This is a genomic window from Achromobacter sp. K91 (assembly GCF_003576205.1).
GTDB classification, from domain to species: domain Bacteria; phylum Pseudomonadota; class Gammaproteobacteria; order Burkholderiales; family Burkholderiaceae_B; genus Achromobacter; species Achromobacter aegrifaciens.
This window is the reverse complement of sequence record NZ_QWFB01000030.1, coordinates 268,185-288,242: the sequence shown is the minus strand read 5'-3', so window position 1 is coordinate 288,242 and position 20,058 is coordinate 268,185. Positions and strand designations below refer to the sequence as shown.

General features: G+C 66.4%; 18 protein-coding genes. 9 read left to right on the top strand and 9 right to left on the bottom strand.

The annotated features are described in order from the left end of the window. Positions 1-68: 68 nt before the first annotated feature. From DXK93_RS12910 to DXK93_RS12900, 3 genes are read left to right on the top strand one after another with little or no spacing between them, the layout of a single operon-like run. Positions 69-812 (top strand): GntR family transcriptional regulator, encoded by a 744-nt coding sequence (locus DXK93_RS12910; RefSeq protein WP_119450237.1) that lies wholly within the window; start codon positions 69-71, stop codon positions 810-812. Next, entirely contained in the window at positions 757-1,989 is a 1,233-nt protein-coding gene (locus DXK93_RS12905) for an alpha/beta fold hydrolase (protein WP_119450236.1), read from the top strand. Before DXK93_RS12910 ends, DXK93_RS12905 begins: the two co-directional genes overlap by 56 nt. Next, complete coding sequence (locus tag DXK93_RS12900; protein ID WP_119450235.1) at positions 1,986-2,789, top strand: N-acyl homoserine lactonase family protein; 804 nt, start codon at positions 1,986-1,988, stop codon at positions 2,787-2,789. Before DXK93_RS12905 ends, DXK93_RS12900 begins: the two co-directional genes overlap by 4 nt. A gap of 25 nt (positions 2,790-2,814) precedes the next feature. On the opposite strand, the gene DXK93_RS12895 is transcribed toward DXK93_RS12900, so the two are convergent. The 4 genes from DXK93_RS12895 to acnA are packed head-to-tail and all read right to left on the bottom strand — an operon-like array spanning position 2,815 to position 8,670. Further along, complete coding sequence (locus DXK93_RS12895; protein WP_119450234.1) at positions 2,815-3,810, bottom strand: GTP-binding protein; 996 nt, start codon at positions 3,808-3,810, stop codon at positions 2,815-2,817. Positions 3,811-3,817: 7 nt separating this feature from the next. Then, a complete protein-coding gene (locus DXK93_RS12890) occupies positions 3,818-4,546 on the bottom strand; it encodes an isochorismatase family protein (protein WP_054457667.1) in 729 nt (242 codons plus the stop codon). Between the two features lie 33 nt (positions 4,547-4,579). Continuing rightward, positions 4,580-5,941 carry a dihydroorotase family protein gene (locus DXK93_RS12885; protein WP_119450233.1) on the bottom strand — a complete coding sequence of 454 codons (1,362 nt, stop codon included), beginning with the start codon at positions 5,939-5,941 and terminating at the stop codon, positions 4,580-4,582. A 29-nt stretch (positions 5,942-5,970) separates the two neighbouring features. Further along, positions 5,971-8,670, bottom strand: a complete 2,700-nt coding sequence (acnA, locus tag DXK93_RS12880) for an aconitate hydratase AcnA (protein WP_119450232.1) — start codon at positions 8,668-8,670, stop codon at positions 5,971-5,973. Between the two features lie 298 nt (positions 8,671-8,968). Between acnA and DXK93_RS12875 the strand changes: the two genes are divergently transcribed. From DXK93_RS12875 to DXK93_RS12855, 5 genes are read left to right on the top strand one after another with little or no spacing between them, the layout of a single operon-like run. After that, on the top strand, positions 8,969-9,691 hold the full coding sequence (locus DXK93_RS12875; protein WP_054457670.1) for a GntR family transcriptional regulator: 723 nt from the start codon (positions 8,969-8,971) through the stop codon (positions 9,689-9,691). Positions 9,692-9,712: 21 nt separating this feature from the next. Next, positions 9,713-10,609: an oxaloacetate decarboxylase gene (locus tag DXK93_RS12870; RefSeq protein WP_119450231.1), complete on the top strand. Its 897-nt coding sequence runs from the start codon at positions 9,713-9,715 to the stop codon at positions 10,607-10,609. 10 nt (positions 10,610-10,619) lie between these two features. Next, positions 10,620-11,339, top strand: a complete 720-nt coding sequence (locus tag DXK93_RS12865; RefSeq protein WP_119450230.1) for an SDR family NAD(P)-dependent oxidoreductase — start codon at positions 10,620-10,622, stop codon at positions 11,337-11,339. Beyond that, complete coding sequence (locus DXK93_RS12860) at positions 11,336-12,109, top strand: SDR family NAD(P)-dependent oxidoreductase (protein ID WP_119450229.1); 774 nt, start codon at positions 11,336-11,338, stop codon at positions 12,107-12,109. Before DXK93_RS12865 ends, DXK93_RS12860 begins: the two co-directional genes overlap by 4 nt. A 60-nt stretch (positions 12,110-12,169) precedes the next feature. Further along, positions 12,170-13,198, top strand: coding sequence for a tripartite tricarboxylate transporter substrate binding protein (locus DXK93_RS12855; RefSeq protein ID WP_119450228.1), 1,029 nt, complete (start codon positions 12,170-12,172; stop codon positions 13,196-13,198). A 51-nt stretch (positions 13,199-13,249) separates the two neighbouring features. Here the strand turns inward: DXK93_RS12855 and DXK93_RS12850 are convergent, their stop codons facing one another. From DXK93_RS12850 to DXK93_RS12840, 3 genes are all read right to left on the bottom strand, one after another. Then, on the bottom strand, positions 13,250-15,505 hold the full coding sequence (locus tag DXK93_RS12850; protein ID WP_119450227.1) for a TonB-dependent siderophore receptor: 2,256 nt from the start codon (positions 15,503-15,505) through the stop codon (positions 13,250-13,252). 325 nt (positions 15,506-15,830) lie between these two features. Further along, the gene (locus DXK93_RS12845; protein ID WP_119450226.1) at positions 15,831-16,277 is read right to left on the bottom strand and encodes a hypothetical protein; all 447 of its coding nucleotides are present in this window, start codon (positions 16,275-16,277) and stop codon (positions 15,831-15,833) included. 49 nt (positions 16,278-16,326) lie between these two features. Next, positions 16,327-16,809, bottom strand: a complete 483-nt coding sequence (locus DXK93_RS12840) for a hypothetical protein (RefSeq protein WP_054457676.1) — start codon at positions 16,807-16,809, stop codon at positions 16,327-16,329. A 195-nt stretch (positions 16,810-17,004) separates the two neighbouring features. On the opposite strand from DXK93_RS12840, the gene DXK93_RS12835 reads away from it, so the two are divergent. Beyond that, entirely contained in the window at positions 17,005-17,394 is a 390-nt protein-coding gene (locus DXK93_RS12835) for a hypothetical protein (RefSeq protein ID WP_054457677.1), read from the top strand. A gap of 7 nt (positions 17,395-17,401) precedes the next feature. On the opposite strand, the gene DXK93_RS12830 is transcribed toward DXK93_RS12835, so the two are convergent. Beyond that, positions 17,402-19,264 carry a sensor histidine kinase gene (locus DXK93_RS12830; RefSeq protein WP_119450225.1) on the bottom strand — a complete coding sequence of 621 codons (1,863 nt, stop codon included), beginning with the start codon at positions 19,262-19,264 and terminating at the stop codon, positions 17,402-17,404. After that, positions 19,261-19,953, bottom strand: coding sequence for a response regulator transcription factor (locus DXK93_RS12825; protein ID WP_054457679.1), 693 nt, complete (start codon positions 19,951-19,953; stop codon positions 19,261-19,263). The genes DXK93_RS12830 and DXK93_RS12825 overlap by 4 nt, the downstream gene beginning before the upstream one ends. Positions 19,954-20,058 lie beyond the last annotated feature (105 nt).

Below are 20,058 nucleotides of genomic sequence, written 5' to 3'. Positions count from 1 at the left end.
TCGCCGCGGCGCGGCCATGAGCCTGCGCCAACGGACGGATTCGCCGCCAGCATAAGCGAGAGACAGCCATGGCCAGCCCGACCGGCGCGGTATTCGAAAAACCCGGCACCCTGCGCACCCGCGTGGAGGAATTCCTGCGCGCGTCCATCACGGACGGACGGATCAAGGGCGGGGAACGCCTGCGCGAGCAGGAACTGTGCGAGCAACTCGGGATCAGCCGCAGCACCCTGCGCGAAGCGCTGCGCACGCTGGAAGCCGAACGCCTGATCACGATCGAGCCGCACCGCGGTCCTACCGTGATGCGCATCACCGAAAAGGCCGCCCGCGATCTCTACGCCCTGCGCGCCCTGCTGGAAGGCTATGCCGCGCATGAATTCGCGCGCCTGGCGAGCGACGCCGATGTCGAGCGCCTGCGCAAGGCCGTGGATGCCCTGCACCGCCAGGCCAAGGGCAGCAACAAGTCGGCGTTGCTGGCGGCAAAGCGCGATTTCTACGACGTGCTGCTGGGCGGCTGCGACAACGATCTGGTCAAGGACATGCTGCCCGGCCTGCTATCCCGCATCAATCTGCTGCGCGCCACCTCGTTCGCGCGCCCCGAACGCCTGCCGGAAAGCATGGCCGAAATCGACCTGATCTACGAGCGCATCCACGCCCGCGATCCGCAAGGCGCGCAAGACGCCGCACAAAGCCATATCGTCAACGCCGAACGCACCGCGCTCGACGTGCTCAGGCGCCAGCAACAGGAGACATCCGACAGTGAACGCGATCGTTCAGAAGCTAAGAGCCGCGGCGGCCCTGGCGCAGCAGGATAGCGAGTTCATCCTGGCCGCGCGCGGCCTGCCCTGCGCCCTCTGGCTGCAGGCCGGCGCCGCGGCGCAAGAGCGTGTAACCGCCTGGGCCGGCCAGCCCACCGCACCGTCGCAATGCATCACCATCAGCGCGCCGCCGGAAACCTGGCGCAAGCTGCTCAGCGACACCCCGCCTCCGGGCTACCACTCCTTCACCGCTGCCCGCCGCCAGGCCCAAGGCCTGCGAGTCACGGGCGATGCGCTGGCCATCGCCCAGGCCCTGCACCCGCTGGAGCGGCTTTTCGAAATCCTCCGGGGCCAGCTTGACGCCACGCCGGACCTGCTCGACCGCAGCGCGATTGCCGGCTCCTATGCGACCATTGATATCGGCGCGGCGCAGACTTCCATCTACTATGAAACCAGCGGACTGGCGGTCGGGCCGGCGCTGCTGATGCTGCACACGGCGGGCGCGGACTCCCGGCAGTACCACGCGCTGATGGCGGACCCCGGCCTGCGCCGGCAATGGCGCATGATCGCCTTCGACATGCCCGGACACGGGCGCAGCATGCCGCTGCCCGGCCAGGCATGGATCGACGCGGGCCTCTCGCGCGATGCCTATCTGCAGACCTGCCTGGCGGTGATTCGCCAGGTCGCGGGTGGACCGGCGACCCTGCTGGGTTGCTCGATGGGCGCGGCAATGGCGCTGGTGGTGGCGGCGCACAGCCCAGCCGACGTGGCAGGCGTCGTCGCGCTGGAGGCGCCGTACCAAGCGGCCGGACGCCGCACCCCGATGCTGTGCCATCCTCAGGTCAACCAGGCCGCGCACAACCCCGCCTACGTGCGCGGATTGATGGGCCCCGCCGCCACGCTGCAAGCCCGGCGCGACGCAGCCTGGATCTATTCGCAAGGCGGTTTCAATGTCTACGCCAATGACCTCTGGTTCTACAGCGAGGACTTCGACGCGGCCCGCCATCTGACGGGCCTGAACGCCGACGCCTTCGGCATATCGTTGCTGACCGGCGCCTACGACTACTCGGCCAGCCCGGAGGATTCCAGGCGGGTGGCGGCCCTGATTCCCGGCGCGCGGTTTCAGGCCATGCCCGAACTGGGCCACTTCCCCATGGTGGAGAACCCGCAACGCCTGCTGGAATATCTGCGCCCCGAACTGGACCGCCTGCGCGCAACCGGAGCCATCGCATGACACTGCCCCACTACGAGGTCTACGCCCTGCGCTACGCCACGGTAGCGCGGCAGCGTAGCCAGAACTTCATCACGCCCCCGGATCCGCACGACGGCCCGATGCCGATGGATTACTTCGTCTGGGTCATCCGCGACGGCCAGCGCGTCTACCTGGTGGATACGGGCTTCAACGAGGCCGCAGCCCGGGCCCGCGGCCGCGAGTTCTTGCGCTGCCCGATTGAAGCATTGGAAAAGCTGGGTATCGCGCCCGCGGACATCCGCGATGTCATCGTCACACATCTGCATTACGACCACGCAGGCAACATCCGCAAGCTGCCGCAGGCCCGCCTGCATCTGCAGGAAAGCGAGCTGCACTATGCCTGCGGCTGCAACATGCGCTTCGACATGCTGCGCCACGCCTATGCAGTGGAAGACGTGGTCGACGTGGTACGGGGCGTGTACGACAAACGCGTGGCGTTCTACCATGGCCACGACGAAATCGCACCGGGCCTGCAACTGCTGCACATCGGCGGCCATACCCGCGGACTGCAGGCGGTGCGCGTGCACACCGCGCGCGGCTGGATGGTGTTGGCGTCGGACGCCAGCCACTACTACGACAACATGGGCCTGGACGCACCGTTTCCCATCGTCGACAACGTCGCTGACATGCTGGCGGGCTACGAGGTCCTGCTGAAGTTCGCGGAATCGCCCGACCACATCGTGCCGGGGCACGATCCTTTGGTCAGGACACGGTACCCGGGACTGGCCGGCGCGGATACGGAAGTGGTGGCGTTGCACCTGGGCAACGGCGCGCGCCCCTGAACGCCAGCGCGCCAGCGGCGCGGCATCACAATCCCAGCGGCCGAATCGCCTCGTCCACTTCTTCCGCCGACATGTCCTGCACGATGAGGACCATGGCGCCCGCCCGCTGCGAGCCTTCCACTCCCTCGACAGGCTCGGGCACAGAAAAGACATGCCGCACGCCATGGACGGCGCGCAGCGTCCCGTCCGTCCAGCGCAAGAGCCCTTTCGCGCGCAACAGCCGGTCTCCGACCTGGCGCTGCATGTGCCGGGTCCAGCGCGCATAGTCCTCCCAGCCCACCGGCCGGCTCTGCGTAAAGGAGTGGGACACGATGCCGTAGCGCAGCACATGCGCCAGCGGCCCCGAGGCCGGCACCGCCGTCAGCGCCGCCACGTCCAGATGCCCGGCGCGCAGGCCGTCGAACAAGGCCGGCGCGTCTTCGTCCACGGTGTCCGGCGACACCGCGCGAATGGGCGCACTGGCGTTGTAGCCGCGCAGCGCAGCGCGCATCGTGTCTATCGCAGCCTCATCGGCCAGATCGGCCTTGGTCAGCGCGATGCGGTCGGCGATGGCGATCTGGGTACTGGCTTCGCGGTAGGCGTCCAGCGTCGACAGGCCATGCAGCGCGTCCGCCGTCGCCACCACGCCGCCGAAGCGGTAGTGGCGGGCGATGAGCGGATCCGCCGCCAGCGTATTGATGACCGGGCAAGGATCCGCCAGCCCCGAAGTCTCCACCACCACGCGCGTGAACGCGGGAATCTCGCCGCGCTGGCGCCGGTAATAGAGCGACTCCAGCGTGTCCTGCAGCGAACTGGTGGCTGCGCAGCACAGGCAGCCGGAATCCAGCAGCACCACGTCGGTGTCATCGGCCTTGCCCACCAGCATGTGGTCCAGGCCGATCTCGCCGAACTCGTTGATAACCACCGCCGTATCGGCAAAGCGCGGGCCGCGCACCAGCCGCGACAGCAGCGTGGTCTTGCCGCTGCCCAGGAAACCCGTCAGCAGGTAGACCGGCAACGGTCCGGCGGCGGTCGCGGACATGGGCGGCTCAGGCCTGTTCCGCCGCGGCCGGCGCGGGCAGGTTGCGCAGGTAATCCTGCACTTCGCGCGACGGGATCACATCGGCGTACTTGCAGTTCAGGTCGAACAGGCTCATCGCATGGCTGGCCTGGAAGCGGTCGAACGCAGCCTCTTCGGGAATGATGACCTTGAAGTTGTACGAATAGGCGTCCACCGTGGTGGCGCGCAGGCATCCCGAAGACGTGCAACCCACCAGGATCAGCGTGTCCACGTCCAGGAAGTTCAGGTGGCTCATGAAGATGGTGCCGAAGAAGCAGGACGGCTTCTGCTTGGTGATGCGGATGTCCTGCGGCCGCGGGGCCAACGGCTCCACGGTCTGCGTGGCATGGGTGTTGGCCAGCACGGTCTTCTCGCCGCCGCGATGGTTCTTGCCCACTTGCACGCCGCTGTCCAGAAGGTCGGCGCGGCGGCCGCTTTCGGTATAGAAGACCGGTATGTTCTTGTCGCGCGCCAGCTCCAGCAGCGGCACGATATGCGCCACCGCGTCCCAGGCCTCCCGGCCGCAATGGGTGCGGTACTGCTTCAGGCCTTCCAGGATGTCCTGGGGCGTATCGCCGCAGAAGTTGTACTGCACGTCGATGATGAACAGGGCCGGACGCTTGCCGAAGCCGCCACGCTTGCCGTAGCCGGCCTGCGCCAGCACCTGCTTGTCGCGTTCAGTCAGAAAGTCGTCCCAGATTCGCTTGGTTTCGCTCATGGTAGTGCCTGCCAGAAGAGGAGTAGGTTCAGTTCAAAGACGCTTGAGATAGCGGCCGCCGGGATTGCTGCGCGCGGCATCGGTAATGCGGCCGTCCAGCGCCACGGTGCGCCCGCGCACCAGGGTGCGCACGGGCCAACCCTTCAGGGTCATGCCCTTGTAAGGGGAGTAGTCGGAATTGGATTCGAGCGTGGAGGGATCGACGGTGCGCTCCAGATCCGGATCCACCAACACCAGGTCGGCATCCTTGCCGATCTCGATGCTGCCCTTGGCAGGCATGCGGTAGATGCGGGCAGAGTTCTCCGCGCTGACTTTCATCAACGTTTCCAGCGGCACGCCGCGGCGGTGATAGCCTTCGTGCAGCAGGATCGGCAACATCAAGCCGGTGCCGGGAAAGCCGTTGCTGGCTGCCCAGATGTCGGTGTCCTTGGTGGCACGCTTGCGCGGCACGTGGTCGGTGCCGATGGTGGTAATGGAACCATCCAGCACGCCCTCCCACATGGCCTCCACGTCGGCCTGGCCACGCACCGGCGGATTGACCTTGGCATAAGTCCCGGCGGGCGATTCGTCGTTCAGGAACAGGTAGTGCGGGCAGGTCTCGACATAGATCGGCGGCGCGTCCGGCGTGCGCCGGTGGCGCCGCGCCTCGTCCAGCGCCTCGCGGCTGCTAAGGTGCACGATGTTGACCGCGGCTCCGGTCTTGGATGCGAAGTAGCAGACGCGGTGCACGTTCTCCGCTTCCAGGAAGTCCGGGCTCTGTTCATTCCAGGCCTTCAGGTCGTCGCGGCCAGCGGCGCGCAGCGGATCCCGCAGGACGGGAATCACTTCCACGTTTTCACAATGCACGCCCATGATCGCGCCCGGGATCGCGGCGGTAGCGCGCAACGCCGAATACAGCAGGCCGTCGTCGATATCGGTAAAGCCCTTGGACAGCCCTGCTGCGCCCTTGTACATCATGTAGAGCTTGTAGGAATTCACGTTGAAGCGGCGCGAAATTTCCTCCAGCGTCTCCACGTGCAGATTGCTGGTGATGCCGAAATGGAAGCCGAAATCGACGCAGCTCTGCGACAGCGCGCGGTCGCGCACCTTGTCGAAGGATTCGCGGATATCCGCCGAGCGATGAAACGACAGCACGGAGGTCGTGCCGCCGAGGGCAGCGAAGCGCGACTCGGTTTCGAAGTCGGTCTCGGGCGAGCCGAATCCGAAATGCACGTGCGGATCGATCAGACCCGGCAATACCCAAAGCCCTTGGCAATCTATGGTCTCGCGGGCCTCGAACTGCGCGCCTGGCTCGGCGATGATGGCAATGCGACCGTCGATGACGCCGAGTACGCCTTCGGTCAGCCCCTGCTGGGGCAAGTACAGTCTGGCATTGGTAAGCAGCAGATCCAGCATGATGTGGTTTTCCCGATAGATGCGTGTTTTCAGCGAGGGGCCGCGTCAGCGGCCTGCGTGTCGTTCAAAAAGCCGTTGAGGACGCTGGCAGGAATGCCGCCCTCTGCCATGAGTTTGCGTTCGGCGCGAGTGAGCACCTGGGCGTAGGCCTGGAAGACGATGCGGCGCTCGCCGTCTTCGGCGACGACGGTGATGGGCTCGCCCTTGCGCACACCGTCAGCCACGTTGTCGAAACGCAGGGTTTCCGCCCCGGTCAGGCCCAACTGGCGCCAGCCCTCGCCCGGGGCGAAAGCCAGCGGCAACACGCCCATGCCCACCAGATTCGCCCGGTGGATGCGTTCAAACGATTCCGCGATCACGGCGCGCACGCCCAGCAGCGCCGAACCCTTGGCGGCCCAGTCGCGGCTGCTGCCCATGCCGTAGTCCTTGCCGCCCAGGACCACGCTGGCCACACCCTCGGCGCGGTAGGCTTCGGCCGCGTCGACCACCGCCATGCGCTGCCCGCTGGGAAAATGGCGGGTCACCCCGCCCTCCACATCCGGCACCAGCGCATTCTTGATGCGGATGTTGGCAAAGGTGGCGCGGGTCATCACATGGTGATTGCAGCGGCGCGCCACATAGGTATTGAAGTCGCGCGGCGCCACGCCCTTGCCGATCAGGTACGCGCCAGCCGGCGTATCCGCCGGGATCTCGCCGCTGGGCGAGATGTGGTCGGTCGTCAGCGAATCGCCGAACGCCGCCAGCACGCGGCCGTGCTTCAGGCTGGCTTCCAGGTCTGCCAGGGCATCGCGGCCGGGCTCGGTCTTGAAGAATGGCGGCTCGACCAGGTATTGCGATTCCGGGTCCCAGGGAAAGCGCAGCCCCGAGGGCGCCGGCAGGTCGCGCCAGATCGCGCTGTCCAGGCTCGCCGGGTCATAGACCTCGGCGAACAAGGCAGGATCCGCGGCCAGCGGCAACAGGGCCGCTATCTCTTCCTGGCTGGGCCAGACGTCGCGCAGATAGATCGGCGCGCCATCGGAGCCCAGCCCCAGCGGTTCGCGTTCGAAGTCCAGGTCTATCCTGCCGGCCAGCGCATACAGCACCACCATGGCCGGAGAGCCGATGTAGTTGGCGCGCAGCAGCTTGTGAATGCGGCCTTCGAAATTGCGGTTGCCGGACAGCACCGCCGCGGCCACCAGGCCGCCCTCGGCGATGGCGTCTGCCGCCGCGGCGTCCAGGGGGCCGGACTTGCCGCCGCAAGTCGTGCAGCCATAGCCGATCACGTGAAATCCCTGCGCCTGCAAGGCCTGCAGGAGGCCGGCGGATTCCAAATAGCGCGTGACGGCGCGCGATCCCGGCGCCAGCGAACGCTTGACCCAGGCGGGCGGCGTCAGCCCCAACGCCAGCGCCTTTTTCGCGACCAGGCCCGCGGCCAGCATCACGCCAGGATTGGACGTATTGGTGCAAGAGGTGATGGCCGCCAGCGCCACGGAGCCATGGCCCAAGGAAGCGCGGCTGGGCGGATGCGCGGCCAGCGCGGCGGCGTCCACGCCGAACCCGCCTTCCGTCAGGGACTGACCCAGGCGGCGGCGGAAATCCGCCCCGACCTCGCCCACGTCCATGCGGTCTTGCGGCCGTCGCGGACCCGCCACGCTGGGACGCGCCGCCGACAGGTCGATCTCTATCACCCGGCTATATGCGGGCGCCGCGTCGCCGGCATCGCGCCACAGGCTGTTGGCGCGGGCATAGGCTTCGATCAGCGCCAGTTGCTCGTCGCTGCGCCCCGTCATGCGGGCATAGTCCAGCGTGCGGGTGTCTATCGGGAAAAAGCCGCAAGTGGCGCCGTACTCGGGCGCCATGTTGGCGATGGTGGCGCGTTCCGGCACGCCTAGCGCCTGCGCCGCAGGGCCGAAGAATTCGACCATGCAGCCCACCACGCCCGCCGCGCGCAATTGCTGCGTGATCAGCAGGGCGGCGTCGGTGGTGAGCGCGGGCGCCTCGATGGCGCCGCGCAGCCGCACCCCCACGACCTCCGGGATCGGGAACGTGTAGGCGTGGCCCAGCAGGGCCGCCTCGGCGTCGATGCCGCCCACGCCCCAGCCCAGCACGCCCAGGGCGTTGACCATCGGCGTGTGCGAGTCGCCGCCGATGACGAAATCGGGATAGGCCCAGTCGCCGTCCGGTCGTGACTGGCGTATGACCACCGGCGCCAGGTACTCCAGGTTGACCTGATGGATGATGCCGATGCCCGGCGTGATGACCCGCAGACCCTTATAAGCCTGCTGCGCCCATTTCAGGAACCGGTAGCGTTCGTCGTTGCGCTCGAACTCGCGGCGCAGGTTGCGCTGCACCGCGCCTTCGTCGCCCCAATGGTCGACCTGCAGGGAATGGTCCACGATCAGGTCCACCGGAATCCGGGTGTCCACCCGCGCCGCGTCCCCGCCCGCCTGGGCCACCGCGTCGCGCAGCGCCGCCAGGTCCTGCAATACCGGCAGGCCGCTGGAGTCCGGAAGGATCACCCGCGCGACATGCAGCGGCAAGTCGGCGCCGGCATGCGCGCGCCAATCCCAGAGCCTGCCGATCTCGTCCTCGGACACGGCGGCGCCCCATGCGCGATGGCGCAGCAGGTTCTCAAGCAGCACGCGGATGACATAGGGATATGCGTGGATGTCGCGCCCCGCGGCTCGGGCGGCGGCGGACAGGTGCGCGTAGCGCAGCGTCCTGCCGCAACAGGGGAAAGACTGGATCATGGCAGCGGTAATCGAGAAAATCTAAACTGGGCCCATCTTACGGCTTACGAAATAATAGTGTCAACACTATAGGTCGTCTCTGAACCGACGATGGATGCGTCAAATACAGTTTTGCATAGCGTCATCGAAAGTGTAGATACAAGAACCACCCCCATAGAGCTAGGGATAACCCCGAAAAGTCTCTGTAAAATGGGCGAAACATCAATGGCGACGCCTGTAATCCGGTATCGCCGCCACGACCCTGCCAACTCCAAAAGAGTTGACACTTTTTAAATTCCTTTGATAGGCTGTCAACACTATGAACACCGCCACGACCTCCATCGCCATCAAGGAAGACGCCTCCGGCCCGCTGGCCGACGTGGTGTTCGACCAGGTGCTGGACGCGATCTACCAAGGCCGGTTGGCCCCGGGCAGCGTCATCAATGAAGTCGCGCTGGCGCAGGAATTCGGCGTCAGCCGCGGTCCGGTGCGTGAGGCCGTGCGCCGCCTGCAAGGGATCCAGCTGATCACGCGCGAGCCCTACATCAAGGCGCGCGTGGTGACGTTGTCGGCGGAATCCGCGCTGGAACTGTTCCAGATGCGCATGGCACTGGAAGGCGTGGCCTGCAATCTGGCCACTCGCCGCATGAGCGACGAGGAAATCACGCAACTGCTGGCCGAGCTTGAACAGGACCGCCAGCGGCGCCTGGAAGCGGCCAATGGCGGCGCCCCAGCGCCGCGGGTCTTCGACTTCCATGAGCGCATCGTGCGGGCCAGCGGCAACAACCGCATCATCAACGCCCTTTGCGGCGACCTCTATCACCTGCTGCGCGTCTACCGCCGGCACTCCGGCACCGTGCTGGAGCGCAAGGACGACGCCTACGCCGAACACTGGCAGATCCTGCGCGCGATCCGCGCGCGCGACGCCGAGCTGGCGGAATCGCTCATGCGCTCGCACATCGAACGCGCGGCGCAACACCTTTTTGAACATCTGGCGGAAGGGGCGTCCGGCATCGCCGGGCACCCCGTCTCCGCTGCCTGACACTCTCTGGAGCAGTACGACATGAACAACTCGCGCCACCAGTTCCGGCAATTGCTGAAGAACGAACCTTTCATCGTCTCCCCTGGCGTGTACGATGGATACAGCATCCGCCTGGTCGAGGCCGCGGGCTTCAAGACCGCCTGCACCAGCGGTGCGGCAGTGTCGAACGCCCTGCTGGGCATCGCGGACATCGGCGTGATGGGCCTGTCGGAAAACGTCACCCACTGCCGTCATCTGGCGCGGTCCGTCTCCATTCCCCTCACGGCTGACGCCGACACCGGCTACGGCAACCCGGTGAACGTCTACCACACGGTACAGATGTTCGAGGAAGCCGGCGTCGCCGGCATCAACCTCGAAGACCAGGTCAGCCCCAAGCGCTGCGGCCACATGCCCGGCAAGGACGTGGTGAGCGAAGCGGAAATGGTCAAGAAGATCGAAGCCGCCTGCCTGGCGCGACGCGACGATGACTTCGTCATCATCGCCCGCACCGACTCCCTCGCGATCGAAGGCATCGAAGGCGCGGTCAAGCGCGCCCGCGCCTACGCCAAGGCGGGCGCCGACATGCTGTTCCCCGACGCCGTGCGCACCGAGGACGACATCAAGCGCCTGGTGGACGCCGCCGGCATTCCGGTCAGCATCAACATGGGATTCGGCATCCGCAACCGTCCCACCACGCCGCTGATTCCGCTGCCGCGCCTGAAGGAAATCGGCGTCAAGCGCATCAGCCTGCCGCGCATGCTGCCTGCCGCTGCGATTTACGGCATGCGCCAGGCGTTGCAAGTCATGCAGGGCGTGATCGCCAGCGGCGAGCCCGCCGACCGTCCCGACCTGCTGGTGGGCATCGAAGACATCATGCAATTGATGGGCTACGAGCAGATGCGCGCCATGGAAAAGCGCCTGACGACGCTGGCCGACTGAGCGCTTCGCCATGACTGAGCGGAATGCGCAGGCGCATTGCGTCCTGACGGGCGCGTCGTCGGGCATCGGCCTGGCGCTGGCCGAGCTGCTGCTGGCGTCCGGCTGGCAGGTGACCGGCGTGGACATCGCGCCGGCGGCCATCAAAGGCCATGGACAGTATCGCCATCTGGTGTGCGACCTGACCGACGCCGCCGCCTTGCGCGGTCTATGCGCGCTGCTGGACGGCTGCGCCCCGACAGCGCTGGCGCATTGCGCGGGCGCAGTGCGCACCGGCGGCGCGCTGGACACGCGCCCGGAAGACGCGGACTGGCTTTGGCAATTGCACGGCGCCGCGCCGATGGCACTGGTCCGTGCGCTGGCGCCGCAACTGCCTGACGGCCGCGGCCGCATCGTGCTGGTGTCCAGCCGCGCCGTGCTGGGCCGCGCGCAACGCCTGGCCTATGCGGCGACCAAATCCGCCCAGATTGGCCTGGCGCGCAGTCTGGCCGCCGAACTCATCGCGCGCGGCATCACCGTCAACGTCGTCGCGCCCGGCGCGGTCGACACGCCCATGCTGCGCGATCCCAGGCGCGGCGCTCCGCCGCAGGTTGAACTGCCGCTGGGCCGCCTGATCGACGCGGGCGAAGTCGCCGCGGCCATTGCCTTCTTCCTGGGCGCGCAGGCAGGCGCCATCACCGGACAGACGCTCTACGTCTGCGGCGGCGCCTCGCTGGGAGCGATGCCGCTATGACACAGACGAACGCACCCGCGCTGCATGGCAAGGTCGTGATCCTGACCGGCGCAGCCGGTGGATTGGGCCAGGCGATCGCGGCGCAATGCCTGCTTGCCGGCGCCCGCGTGGCCTTGCTGGACCGCGATGCGGAACTGCTCGCGCAAACCCGCCAGGCCCTCGCTGGACCTGATACCCAGATGCTGGCGATCGCCTGCGACGTGAGCGACGCGCAAAGTACGCGCGAAGCCGTGGAAAGAACGGCTGCGCACTGGGGTGCGATCCACGTCCTGGTGAACAACGCGGCCACCGTCACGCCGGGCAACAAGATCGCGGACCTTACGCTGGAGCAATGGCGCCAGGCGCTGGACGTGAACCTGACGGGCGCGTGGCTGATGAGCAGATGCGCCATCCCCCACATGGCGCGGGCCGGCAGCGGCGTGGTGTTGAACATCGCCTCGCAGCTGGGCAGCGTGGCCGCGCCGGGCCGTGGTGCGTATGGCGCCAGCAAGGCCGGTCTGATCGCGCTGGCGCGCGCCATTGCCGTGGATCACGCGGCCGACGGCATCCGCGCCTTGAGCCTGTCGCCGGGCGCGGTCCTGACCAGCAGGCTGGTCGCGCGCTATGGCAGCGCGCAGGCCGCCGGCGCCGCGTTGGCGGCCAAATATCCAGCCGGACGCCTCGGCACAGCCGAGGAGATCGCACAGACAGCAGTTTTCCTGATCAGCGACGCCGCCTCATTCATCACGGGTACGGACATACGCGCGGACGGCGGCTACACCGCGCTATAGCTCCAGCCGCCACCATCGACTTCACACAAGACTTACATCACACAGCAAGGGGCTAGAACCATGAAGCACACCAACACCTCCGCAACGTACGGACGCCCGGCGCGCCCTGCCCTCCGCCGCAGCATGCTGGCGCTGCTTGCCGGCGCCATTGGCCTGGCTGCCGCCCCAGTCTTCGCGCAGGGTACGGACAACTTCCCCAACCGCGCGGTCACCATCGTCGTACCCTTCCCGGCCGGCGGCGCCACTGACATCACCGCGCGCCTGGTGGCCGAAGGCCTGTCCAAGAAATGGGGACAACCCGTGGTCGTGGAAAACAAGCCCGGCGCAGGCGGCAACGTCGGCTCGGAATATGTAGCGCGCGCGGCGCCCGACGGCTACACCCTGGTGCTGGGCGTGACGGGTTCGCACGGCATCAATACCTCGCTCTACAAGAACATGCGCTATGACCCGGTCAAGGACTTCGAGGCCATCACGCAGGCCACGCTGTATCCCAATGCCATCATCGTCAACAACGACGTGCCGGCCAACAACCTGCAGGAACTCATCGCCCTGCTGAAGAAGCCCGACGCGCACTACTCGTACGGATCGGACGGCAACGGCACGGCATCGCACCTGGGCATGGAGCTGATCAAGAACCAGGGCAAGTTCGAGATTGCCCACATTCCCTACCGCGGCAGCGCGCCGATGGTGACCGACCTGCTGGGCGGCCAGATCCAGGTGGGCGTCACCGGCCTGCCCGCCGTGCAAGCCTATGCCAAGAGCGGCAAGCTGAAGATCGTGGCGCTGACCACGGCGGGGCGCTTCGCCAGCGCGCCCGACTACCCCACGGTGGCCGAACAGGGCTTCCCCGGCTACGCCGCTCCGCCCTGGTCGGGCTTTTTCGCCCCCAAGGGCACGCCCAAGCCTCTGGTGGAGAAGATATCGGCGGACATGCGCGAAGTCATGGCCGATCCCAAGACCAAGGAAAAGCTCGCCGCCTCCGGCAGCGAATTCACGCCTTCCACGCCCGAGCAGTTCCAGGCTTTCGTGCGGCAGGAAATCGCCAAGTGGGCCGAGGCCGTCAAGATCTCCGGCGCGCGCATCGACTAAGCCGGAATACGCGACGCCAGCGCCGTGGCTGCGGCGCTGGCGCATTGCGCGTCAGTTATAGCGGAACGTGGCGGTCAGCATCGCCGAGCGGCCCGGCGCCACATAGCTGAACAGCCCCACGTGCGAAGCCTCGTAGATGGTCTCGTCGGTCAGGTTGTTCAGGTTCAGCTGCAGGCCGAAGTTCTTGTTGAACTGATAAGCCGCCATCGCGTCGTAGCGCCAGTAGGACGGCAACTGATAGACGTTGGCGTCGTCCACGTAACGCTTGCCGGTGTAGGTGGCGCCGGCGCCCACCGTCAGCTCCGGCAGGAACTTGTAGGTCGTCCACAGGCTGGCGCTCTGGCGGGCGATGAATTTCATCTGATTGCCGCTGTAGTCGGTGCCGCCGCTCTGGTAGCTGGTGACCTTGGGGTCCATGTAGCTGTAGCCGCCCCAGACCTGCCACTTGGGCGTGATGGATCCCGCCACGCCCAGCTCGATGCCGCGCACGCGGTTGCTGCCGGACAGCGTCACGTCGCCGGTGATGGGATCGGAGCTGCGGGCATCGGTCTTGCGGGTTTCGAACACCGCTGCCGTCAGCGACAGGCGCTCGTCGAACACGTCCCACTTGGTGCCCAGTTCGATGCTGCGGCTCTTTTCAGGCGCCAGCGCCGCGGTGCCCGCGGTCAGGCGGCCGCCTGCCGCGCCGTCGGCGCCGCCTGACTGGCCTGCCGTTTCGCCGGACGGGTTGGACGAGGTGCCGTAGGACACGTAGATGCTGCCATTGGGCGCGGGCTTGTAGACCAGGCCCAGCTGGTAGTTCCACATATTGTCGGTACGCTCGACGTTGCCGCTGGTCACGCGGTAATTGTCGTAGCGCAGGCCGGCGTTGGCTTCCCATTGCTCGCTGAACTTGACCGTGTCGAACACGTAGGCCGCGCGCGTGATGGTCTTGGCGGCGTCGTAGCGCGGCCCCCAGCTCAGGCTGCCGGTATAAGGCTGGCGGGGATTGGGGTTGTACAGGTCGTCCTGCAGGGTCTTGTCGAAGCCGCCCGAGGGCACGCCGTCGCGCTTGCTGATCGTCTCGGTGCTGAACTCCAGGCCGGCCACATAGCTGTGACGCAGGCCGCCGGCGGTGAATTCACCGAACATGTCGGTCTGGTTGATGAAGGAGCGGTTGGTCTGGTTCAGGCTGCGCAGGGCCTTGCTCATCTTCACGCCGTCCGCTTCGTTCGAGCAGGGCGCCACGCCATAGGCGGGGTTGGGCCTGCCACCCACACGCGCCGCGCAATTGTCGAAAGACGGGCGGGTCATCACGTATTCGTTGGTGGACTCGCTATAGCGCGTACCGTTGCGCAGCTTCAGCTTGTCGCTGAACTTGTGCTCGACCATCAGGGTGGTCATGTCGGCCTGGTTCTTGCGATAGTCGCGGCCGATCAGGCCGTAGTAGTTGTTGCGGTCCACCTTGGGCGGCGTGACGCGATCCGGGCGCGACTCGTTCTTGAACGGAATGCCCAGGTCGGGCGTGTCGTCGTTCTGCAGATGGTAGTAGCTGAGCGTGACCTGCGTCGGTGTGCCCAGGCCCCAGGAGAATGAGGGCGCCACGCCCCAGCGATCGGTTTCGACATGGTCGCGGCCCGGGATGTCCCCACCCTGCTTCATGAAATTCAGGCGGAATGCCGAGCTCTCGCCCAGCGCCCAGTTGCCGTCGCCGGTCAGGCGCCAGTTGTCGTCGGTGCCCACGCCGACCGTGCCTTCGGCGAAATTCTCCAGCTTGGGGCTCTTGCTGACCAGGTTGATGCTGCCGCCGGTCGAACCGCGGCCGGAATAGGCGGAGCTGGGGCCCTTCAGGATCTCGACCGACTCCAGGTTGAAGGTCTCGTGCGAGAAACGGCCCAGGTCGCGCATGCCGTCAACCATCATGTCGGTGCTGGCCTCGTAGCCGCGCACGAATGGGCGGTCGCCGGTGGGCGTGCCGCCCTCGCCCGCGCCAAAGGTGATGCCCGGGGCGGTGCGCAACACATCCATGAGCGAGGTCGCCGCGCGGTCGCGCATCAGCTGTTCAGTGATCACGGTGACCGAACGCGGCGTGTCCAGCAGAGGCGCCGTCATCTTCGGAGAGGACGCGATGTTGGCTTCGTAGCCATCGCTGACCGCCTGCCCCTGCACGTGCACCGGCGACAGTTCGTGTACGGCGCCCGGCGCCACGCTGCCCTGCGCCAGGGCCAGGCCCGGCGACATCAGCGCGCCGCACATCGCTGCATAAATGGAGGCCGAAGTATTCCCACCGGCCTTGGCATGGGCCGTCGATGTATCTGCTTTGTTCATTGGACTCTGTCAGAAGCCGCCCCGCGGCGGCTGCGCTATCAGCGCGATCTTGGTTTTTTAAGAGCGCCAATGATATTCATTCTTATTTTTACGTTCAACAAATAGTCAGGATTTATTCAGACAAATGTCAATTTTGTGAAATTTGACCGGTTCACAAGGCCAGAATGCAGCGCAATAACAACAATTCATGCGTATCGATCTGCTCACAGCAGGTGCATATCGGCGCCTATCCTCAGGCTTCAGACATGAAAAAGCCCCTTTCTCCAGATGTCCAGTCATCTGGAGAAAGGGGCTGGGCAAGCTGCCGGTCAGCTACCGTCCAACCTTACAGCGAGTACCGGTAGTCGCAGTTGAGGGTAGCTTTCAGCGGAGTATCGGCCTGCACCCCCGACACGCTGCGGGGCCGTGGAGCCGTCAGCTTGGCCTGGAATTTGCCAGCGGCGTCGCCATTGCTTTCCCGCTTGACCGCCATGCTGGACGGTATCGCGTACAGCGTGAGCGGCTGCCCTTGGGCCGCCACCACCAGCGTGAACACGGCCTGCGGAAAGTCCGCCACGACATAGTTCTGGTTCGCGTCCGAGTCGAACGCCAGGCTGCCGTCCGCATAGCTCAGCTTCAGCTTCATTTCGTCCGATGAGGATGAGGGGATCGTGCCTTCCAGCGCGACCTTGCCGCTTTCGGATACGCAGCTCAATTCTGCCGGCGCCGATCCCGCGTGAGCGATACCGCTCAACAACAAGCCGGCCGCAAGCCAGACTCCACGCACTGCCATGAGACTCTCCTTCGTTAGACCCGGCCCAGGCCGGGATCGGGCCGCCGTATCAATGCGCGCTTTCGTCTGCCGGCTTCAGCACGCCGGCTTCCCGCAGCGTCTCGGCGGCGCTGTGGCGGATCGCCGACAGGCAACGCGCGACTATGCCGCGCAGCAAGGCCTCCGAGGGCAGCGCGTCGGGTGCAGCCACAAAGCTCTCGATCGCGGCCGAAACGCGGTTCGTGACCACATCGCCGCTGCTCTGCGTGATGTACAGCTTCACCGCCTTGCAACGGTTGTTGACCGTATTGATGATCTCCAGCAGCTCGGCGCGCCCCATGCCCAGATCGGTCGCATCGGCGAAGGACGGATAGACCAGGCGCAGGAATTCGGGATCGTCGGCGCTCAGGCTGAAATACAGGGTGCCCAGTTCGGGATGGCGGAACAGGACATCGCCCTCTTCGTCGATCCGGGCGACCAGACCCAGCTCTTCCTGGATCACATGTTGGTAGAGCTCGGCGAGCGGCGTGGCGCCGGCGGTAACGTTGGACATGTTTCGACTCTCTTCGTATGGATCGCACGGCGGTTGCCGCGCTGAACTTCGCGCCGCGAAGCATAGCGCCCATTGCGCGCTCGTGCTTGTCCGATTTGCGCAGACGATCGCCAGCGAGACATGCGCTAGGATGTAGGAACCCGCCCAGGCCCTGCGAAGGGACCAGGCCAGGATGTCCATCAGAAGGAGCTTGCCATGCCATCAATGAGACAACTCGCCCGCGCGGCCGCGCTTGCGCTGTTGCTGCCCGGCGCGGCCTACGCAGAGACCGTCGTGCTGCAGGTGGCGCGCGCCACCGCCGGCGCCGACCCGCAAACCTCCGCCAGGACGGTAGACGTCGAACTCAAGCCCGAAAGCCGCCAGGCCCTTGCCGACTTCACCCGCGACCGCGTGGGCAAACGCATCCAGCTGCGGTCGGGCGGCGTGCTGTTGTCTTCCGCCACGCTGCAAAGCCCGCTGGAAGGCGACAGCTTCCGCATTACCGCGGGGGAACACGGTTTTGCCGGAAAGTCCGCCGAGGAGATCGCCCAGAGCATCATGAAAAGCGGCGGACTGACGGTGGACGACGAGAACACCGCCAAATAGCCGGCCTTCAAGCCTGAGGCGTGCGCAGCCCCAGCGTGGCGGTCAGCGCAGTGCGCCCCGGCTGCGATGCAACGTCCAGCTCGCCCCCTACCCTGGCGATGCGGGCGTGCATGCTGCGCATGCCCACGCTGATGCCCGCGCGCAGCACCGCGGCCACGTCAAAACCGACGCCGTCATCCTCGATGCGCAGCTCCAGACGGTCGGATTCGGACTGCCGCAGCTCCAGTTCCACGCGGCGGGCGCGGCTGTGCTTGAGCACGTTCACCAGCGATTCCTCAACCAGCCGCGTCAGCGCCATGCACTGCAGGGCGCTGGGCGGCGTGCGCCATAGCTCGGGCACCCGCCAGGTGGCGCTGATGTCCAGCTCGTCGAACAGCTGCATGAAACGGTGGCGCAACGGCGCTATCCATTCCCGCGGCGTGGCCGGCACCGTAACGCCCGCGCTGGAACCGCTGTCTATGGTCTGCCGCAGATCATCGCGCAACAGCTTGAGCATGGAAAGAAACTGCTGGCTGTGCAGCGGCGCGCTGGCCTGCTCCACCACGGCCATCATGCGGACCAGGGAGCCTCCCAGCCCGTCGTGCAGATCGTGCGCGATCTGCAACCGGTCCTGCAGCCGGGCATTCGTCAGCGCCAGCGCATGCTCGCGCTCCAGCGTGGTGGCGAGTTCGGTGCGCGCCTGCTCGATGCCGCTGGCCAGCTCCTGGTTGAAGCGCTCGATGCGGCGCACGCTGCGCGCATGGCGCAGCCCCAGCACTGCGGACATGCATAGCGTGACCACCACGCTGGTGAAAGGCGTGTAGGTGGCCTCGCCGTCGATAAGCCTCAGCATCAGCAGCAGATCGTGGGCGCAGGCAGCGAAGAAGGCCAGCAGGCATGCCGCCAGCATGGCGTGCTCTGGCCGGCGGGTGCGCAGCGCGTGAAACGGAAATTGCAGGCAATTGGCGAAGAAGATCGCCGACACGATCAGCACCACGCTCAGCTGCACTTGCGGCAGATGCCCCTGCGGCACGAAGGCCATCGCCGCCAGCAGCACGGCCGCCAGCAGCCATAGCGCCTTCTCGATGCGCGGCAAGGACTGGTCGCCAAAGCGCCATGTAAAGACGCAGAAGCAGGCCACGTACAGCACCAGCACCATGATGTTGGCCCGAGCCGCCGTCAGGCTGTCGGGGAACGGCCAGGGACTGGTCACCAGCACGTTGGCAATGAACAGCACCCAGAACAGGGCCATCAGCGCGTACCAGCCAAAGGCGCGCTGTTCGCGCCGCATGAGCCAGATGAAGAAACACAGGCCGCCCAGGACGCCCGAGACGATCAGGTTGAGCGTGAACAACGTGCGGTTGCGCCACCACAGGTCTTCGTACTGCTGCAACACCGTCCACTGTCCGCCCAGACGCACCGGCCCCAGGCCGGGCGTCTGCCCCGCCACGCCGACCACGCGGATCCACAAGGTGTTCTCGCCCGGATGCAGCAGGGCGTCGGGAATCACCCAGTAACGCGGCACGTTCCAGCTGCGCGACAGCGGCTCTGTCAGGTGCGGATCGCTCCAGATCCGTTCGTCATTGATATAGACCTCACCCGCCATGACGATGGATTCCAGCGCCAAGGCCACCTGCCCGGACGCCGTGCCGGCGCAATTGCGCGTCCAGCCGATCCGGTACCAGGCGGTACCGCTGTAGCCCGGCCAACGCGCGCTCCAGTCGTCGGGCAGTTCGACCGCCTGCCATTGCGCCGGCTCCGGACGCCTGCCATCGTCGCCGCCCTTGGCAACCTGTACCGACAGCACCTGCGCCGTACAGGCGTCAGCGGGCTCCTGGGCCCACGCCGGCGCCAGCCATAGCGCCAACCACAGGACGGCCAGCCACTTCAATCGAGCAAGCCGCGCGTGCGCGCCGCGTGTATGGCACGCGTGCGCGAGGAGACCGCGAGCTTGCGGTAGATATGCTTGACGTGGCATTCGACGGTGTAGCGCGACAGATGCAGTTCCTCGGCTATCTCGCGGTTGCCCAGTCCCTCGGACACCAACCGCAGGATCTGGCTTTCGCGCGGACTCAGGGTTTCGACGGAATCGCCCGCAGCCTCGTCGGCGCGTTCGGCCCGCCTGGGGCGCAGTTCTTCGATGATGCGTCGGGCCACGAAGGGATCGATAGGCGCCCCGCCCCGCAGCACGCTGCGGATGGACAGGGACACCTCCAGGTCGTCTCGTTCCTTGAGCACATAGCCCGTGGCGCCCGCGCGCAGCGCGGCAAGAATCGCGTCTTCCGTGCTCCATGCCGAAATCACCAGGATCGCCAGGCTGGAATCCTCCGCGTGCATCTCGGCGATCAAATCGGTGCCGTTGCCGTCGGGCAGGCCCAGATCGACCAGAGCCAGCGCAAACGGCTGGCTGGCGAGTTGCTCGCGCGCCTGCGCCAGCGTGGCGGCAAACACCAGCGCCTCCGGCGCATAGCCAAGCTGCAGCAGCAGGCCTTCCAGCCGGCGGCAGATCAGGGGTTCGTCCTCCACCAGCAGCACCGGGGCAGGCAGGGTCGACTCGGAAGCAAGCATGTGGGCGGTCATCGGATGAGAGCGGGCGGAATTGCCCAGCCTGAACTATGTCTCAGCCGCGCGAAACCGCATATCCCTGGAAGTTGGTATTTTCACAGGAATTTCGCATCAGGTGAG

What these genes read in the sequence shown, in the direction of transcription:
- DXK93_RS12910 (WP_119450237.1), top strand. Translation starts at nt 69, where the DNA reads ATGGCCAGCCCGACCGGCGCGGTATTCGAAAAACCCGGCACCCTGCGC.
- DXK93_RS12900 (WP_119450235.1), top strand. Translation starts at nt 1,986, where the DNA reads ATGACACTGCCCCACTACGAGGTCTACGCCCTGCGCTACGCCACGGTA.
- DXK93_RS12895 (WP_119450234.1), bottom strand. Translation starts at nt 3,810, where the DNA reads ATGTCCGCGACCGCCGCCGGACCGTTGCCGGTCTACCTGCTGACGGGT.
- DXK93_RS12890 (WP_054457667.1), bottom strand. Translation starts at nt 4,546, where the DNA reads ATGAGCGAAACCAAGCGAATCTGGGACGACTTTCTGACTGAACGCGAC.
- DXK93_RS12885 (WP_119450233.1), bottom strand. Translation starts at nt 5,941, where the DNA reads ATGCTGGATCTGCTGCTTACCAATGCCAGACTGTACTTGCCCCAGCAG.
- acnA (WP_119450232.1), bottom strand. Translation starts at nt 8,670, where the DNA reads ATGATCCAGTCTTTCCCCTGTTGCGGCAGGACGCTGCGCTACGCGCAC.
- DXK93_RS12875 (WP_054457670.1), top strand. Translation starts at nt 8,969, where the DNA reads ATGAACACCGCCACGACCTCCATCGCCATCAAGGAAGACGCCTCCGGC.
- DXK93_RS12870 (WP_119450231.1), top strand. Translation starts at nt 9,713, where the DNA reads ATGAACAACTCGCGCCACCAGTTCCGGCAATTGCTGAAGAACGAACCT.
- DXK93_RS12865 (WP_119450230.1), top strand. Translation starts at nt 10,620, where the DNA reads ATGACTGAGCGGAATGCGCAGGCGCATTGCGTCCTGACGGGCGCGTCG.
- DXK93_RS12860 (WP_119450229.1), top strand. Translation starts at nt 11,336, where the DNA reads ATGACACAGACGAACGCACCCGCGCTGCATGGCAAGGTCGTGATCCTG.
- DXK93_RS12855 (WP_119450228.1), top strand. Translation starts at nt 12,170, where the DNA reads ATGAAGCACACCAACACCTCCGCAACGTACGGACGCCCGGCGCGCCCT.
- DXK93_RS12850 (WP_119450227.1), bottom strand. Translation starts at nt 15,505, where the DNA reads ATGAACAAAGCAGATACATCGACGGCCCATGCCAAGGCCGGTGGGAAT.
- DXK93_RS12845 (WP_119450226.1), bottom strand. Translation starts at nt 16,277, where the DNA reads ATGGCAGTGCGTGGAGTCTGGCTTGCGGCCGGCTTGTTGTTGAGCGGT.
- DXK93_RS12840 (WP_054457676.1), bottom strand. Translation starts at nt 16,809, where the DNA reads ATGTCCAACGTTACCGCCGGCGCCACGCCGCTCGCCGAGCTCTACCAA.
- DXK93_RS12835 (WP_054457677.1), top strand. Translation starts at nt 17,005, where the DNA reads ATGCCATCAATGAGACAACTCGCCCGCGCGGCCGCGCTTGCGCTGTTG.
- DXK93_RS12825 (WP_054457679.1), bottom strand. Translation starts at nt 19,953, where the DNA reads ATGACCGCCCACATGCTTGCTTCCGAGTCGACCCTGCCTGCCCCGGTG.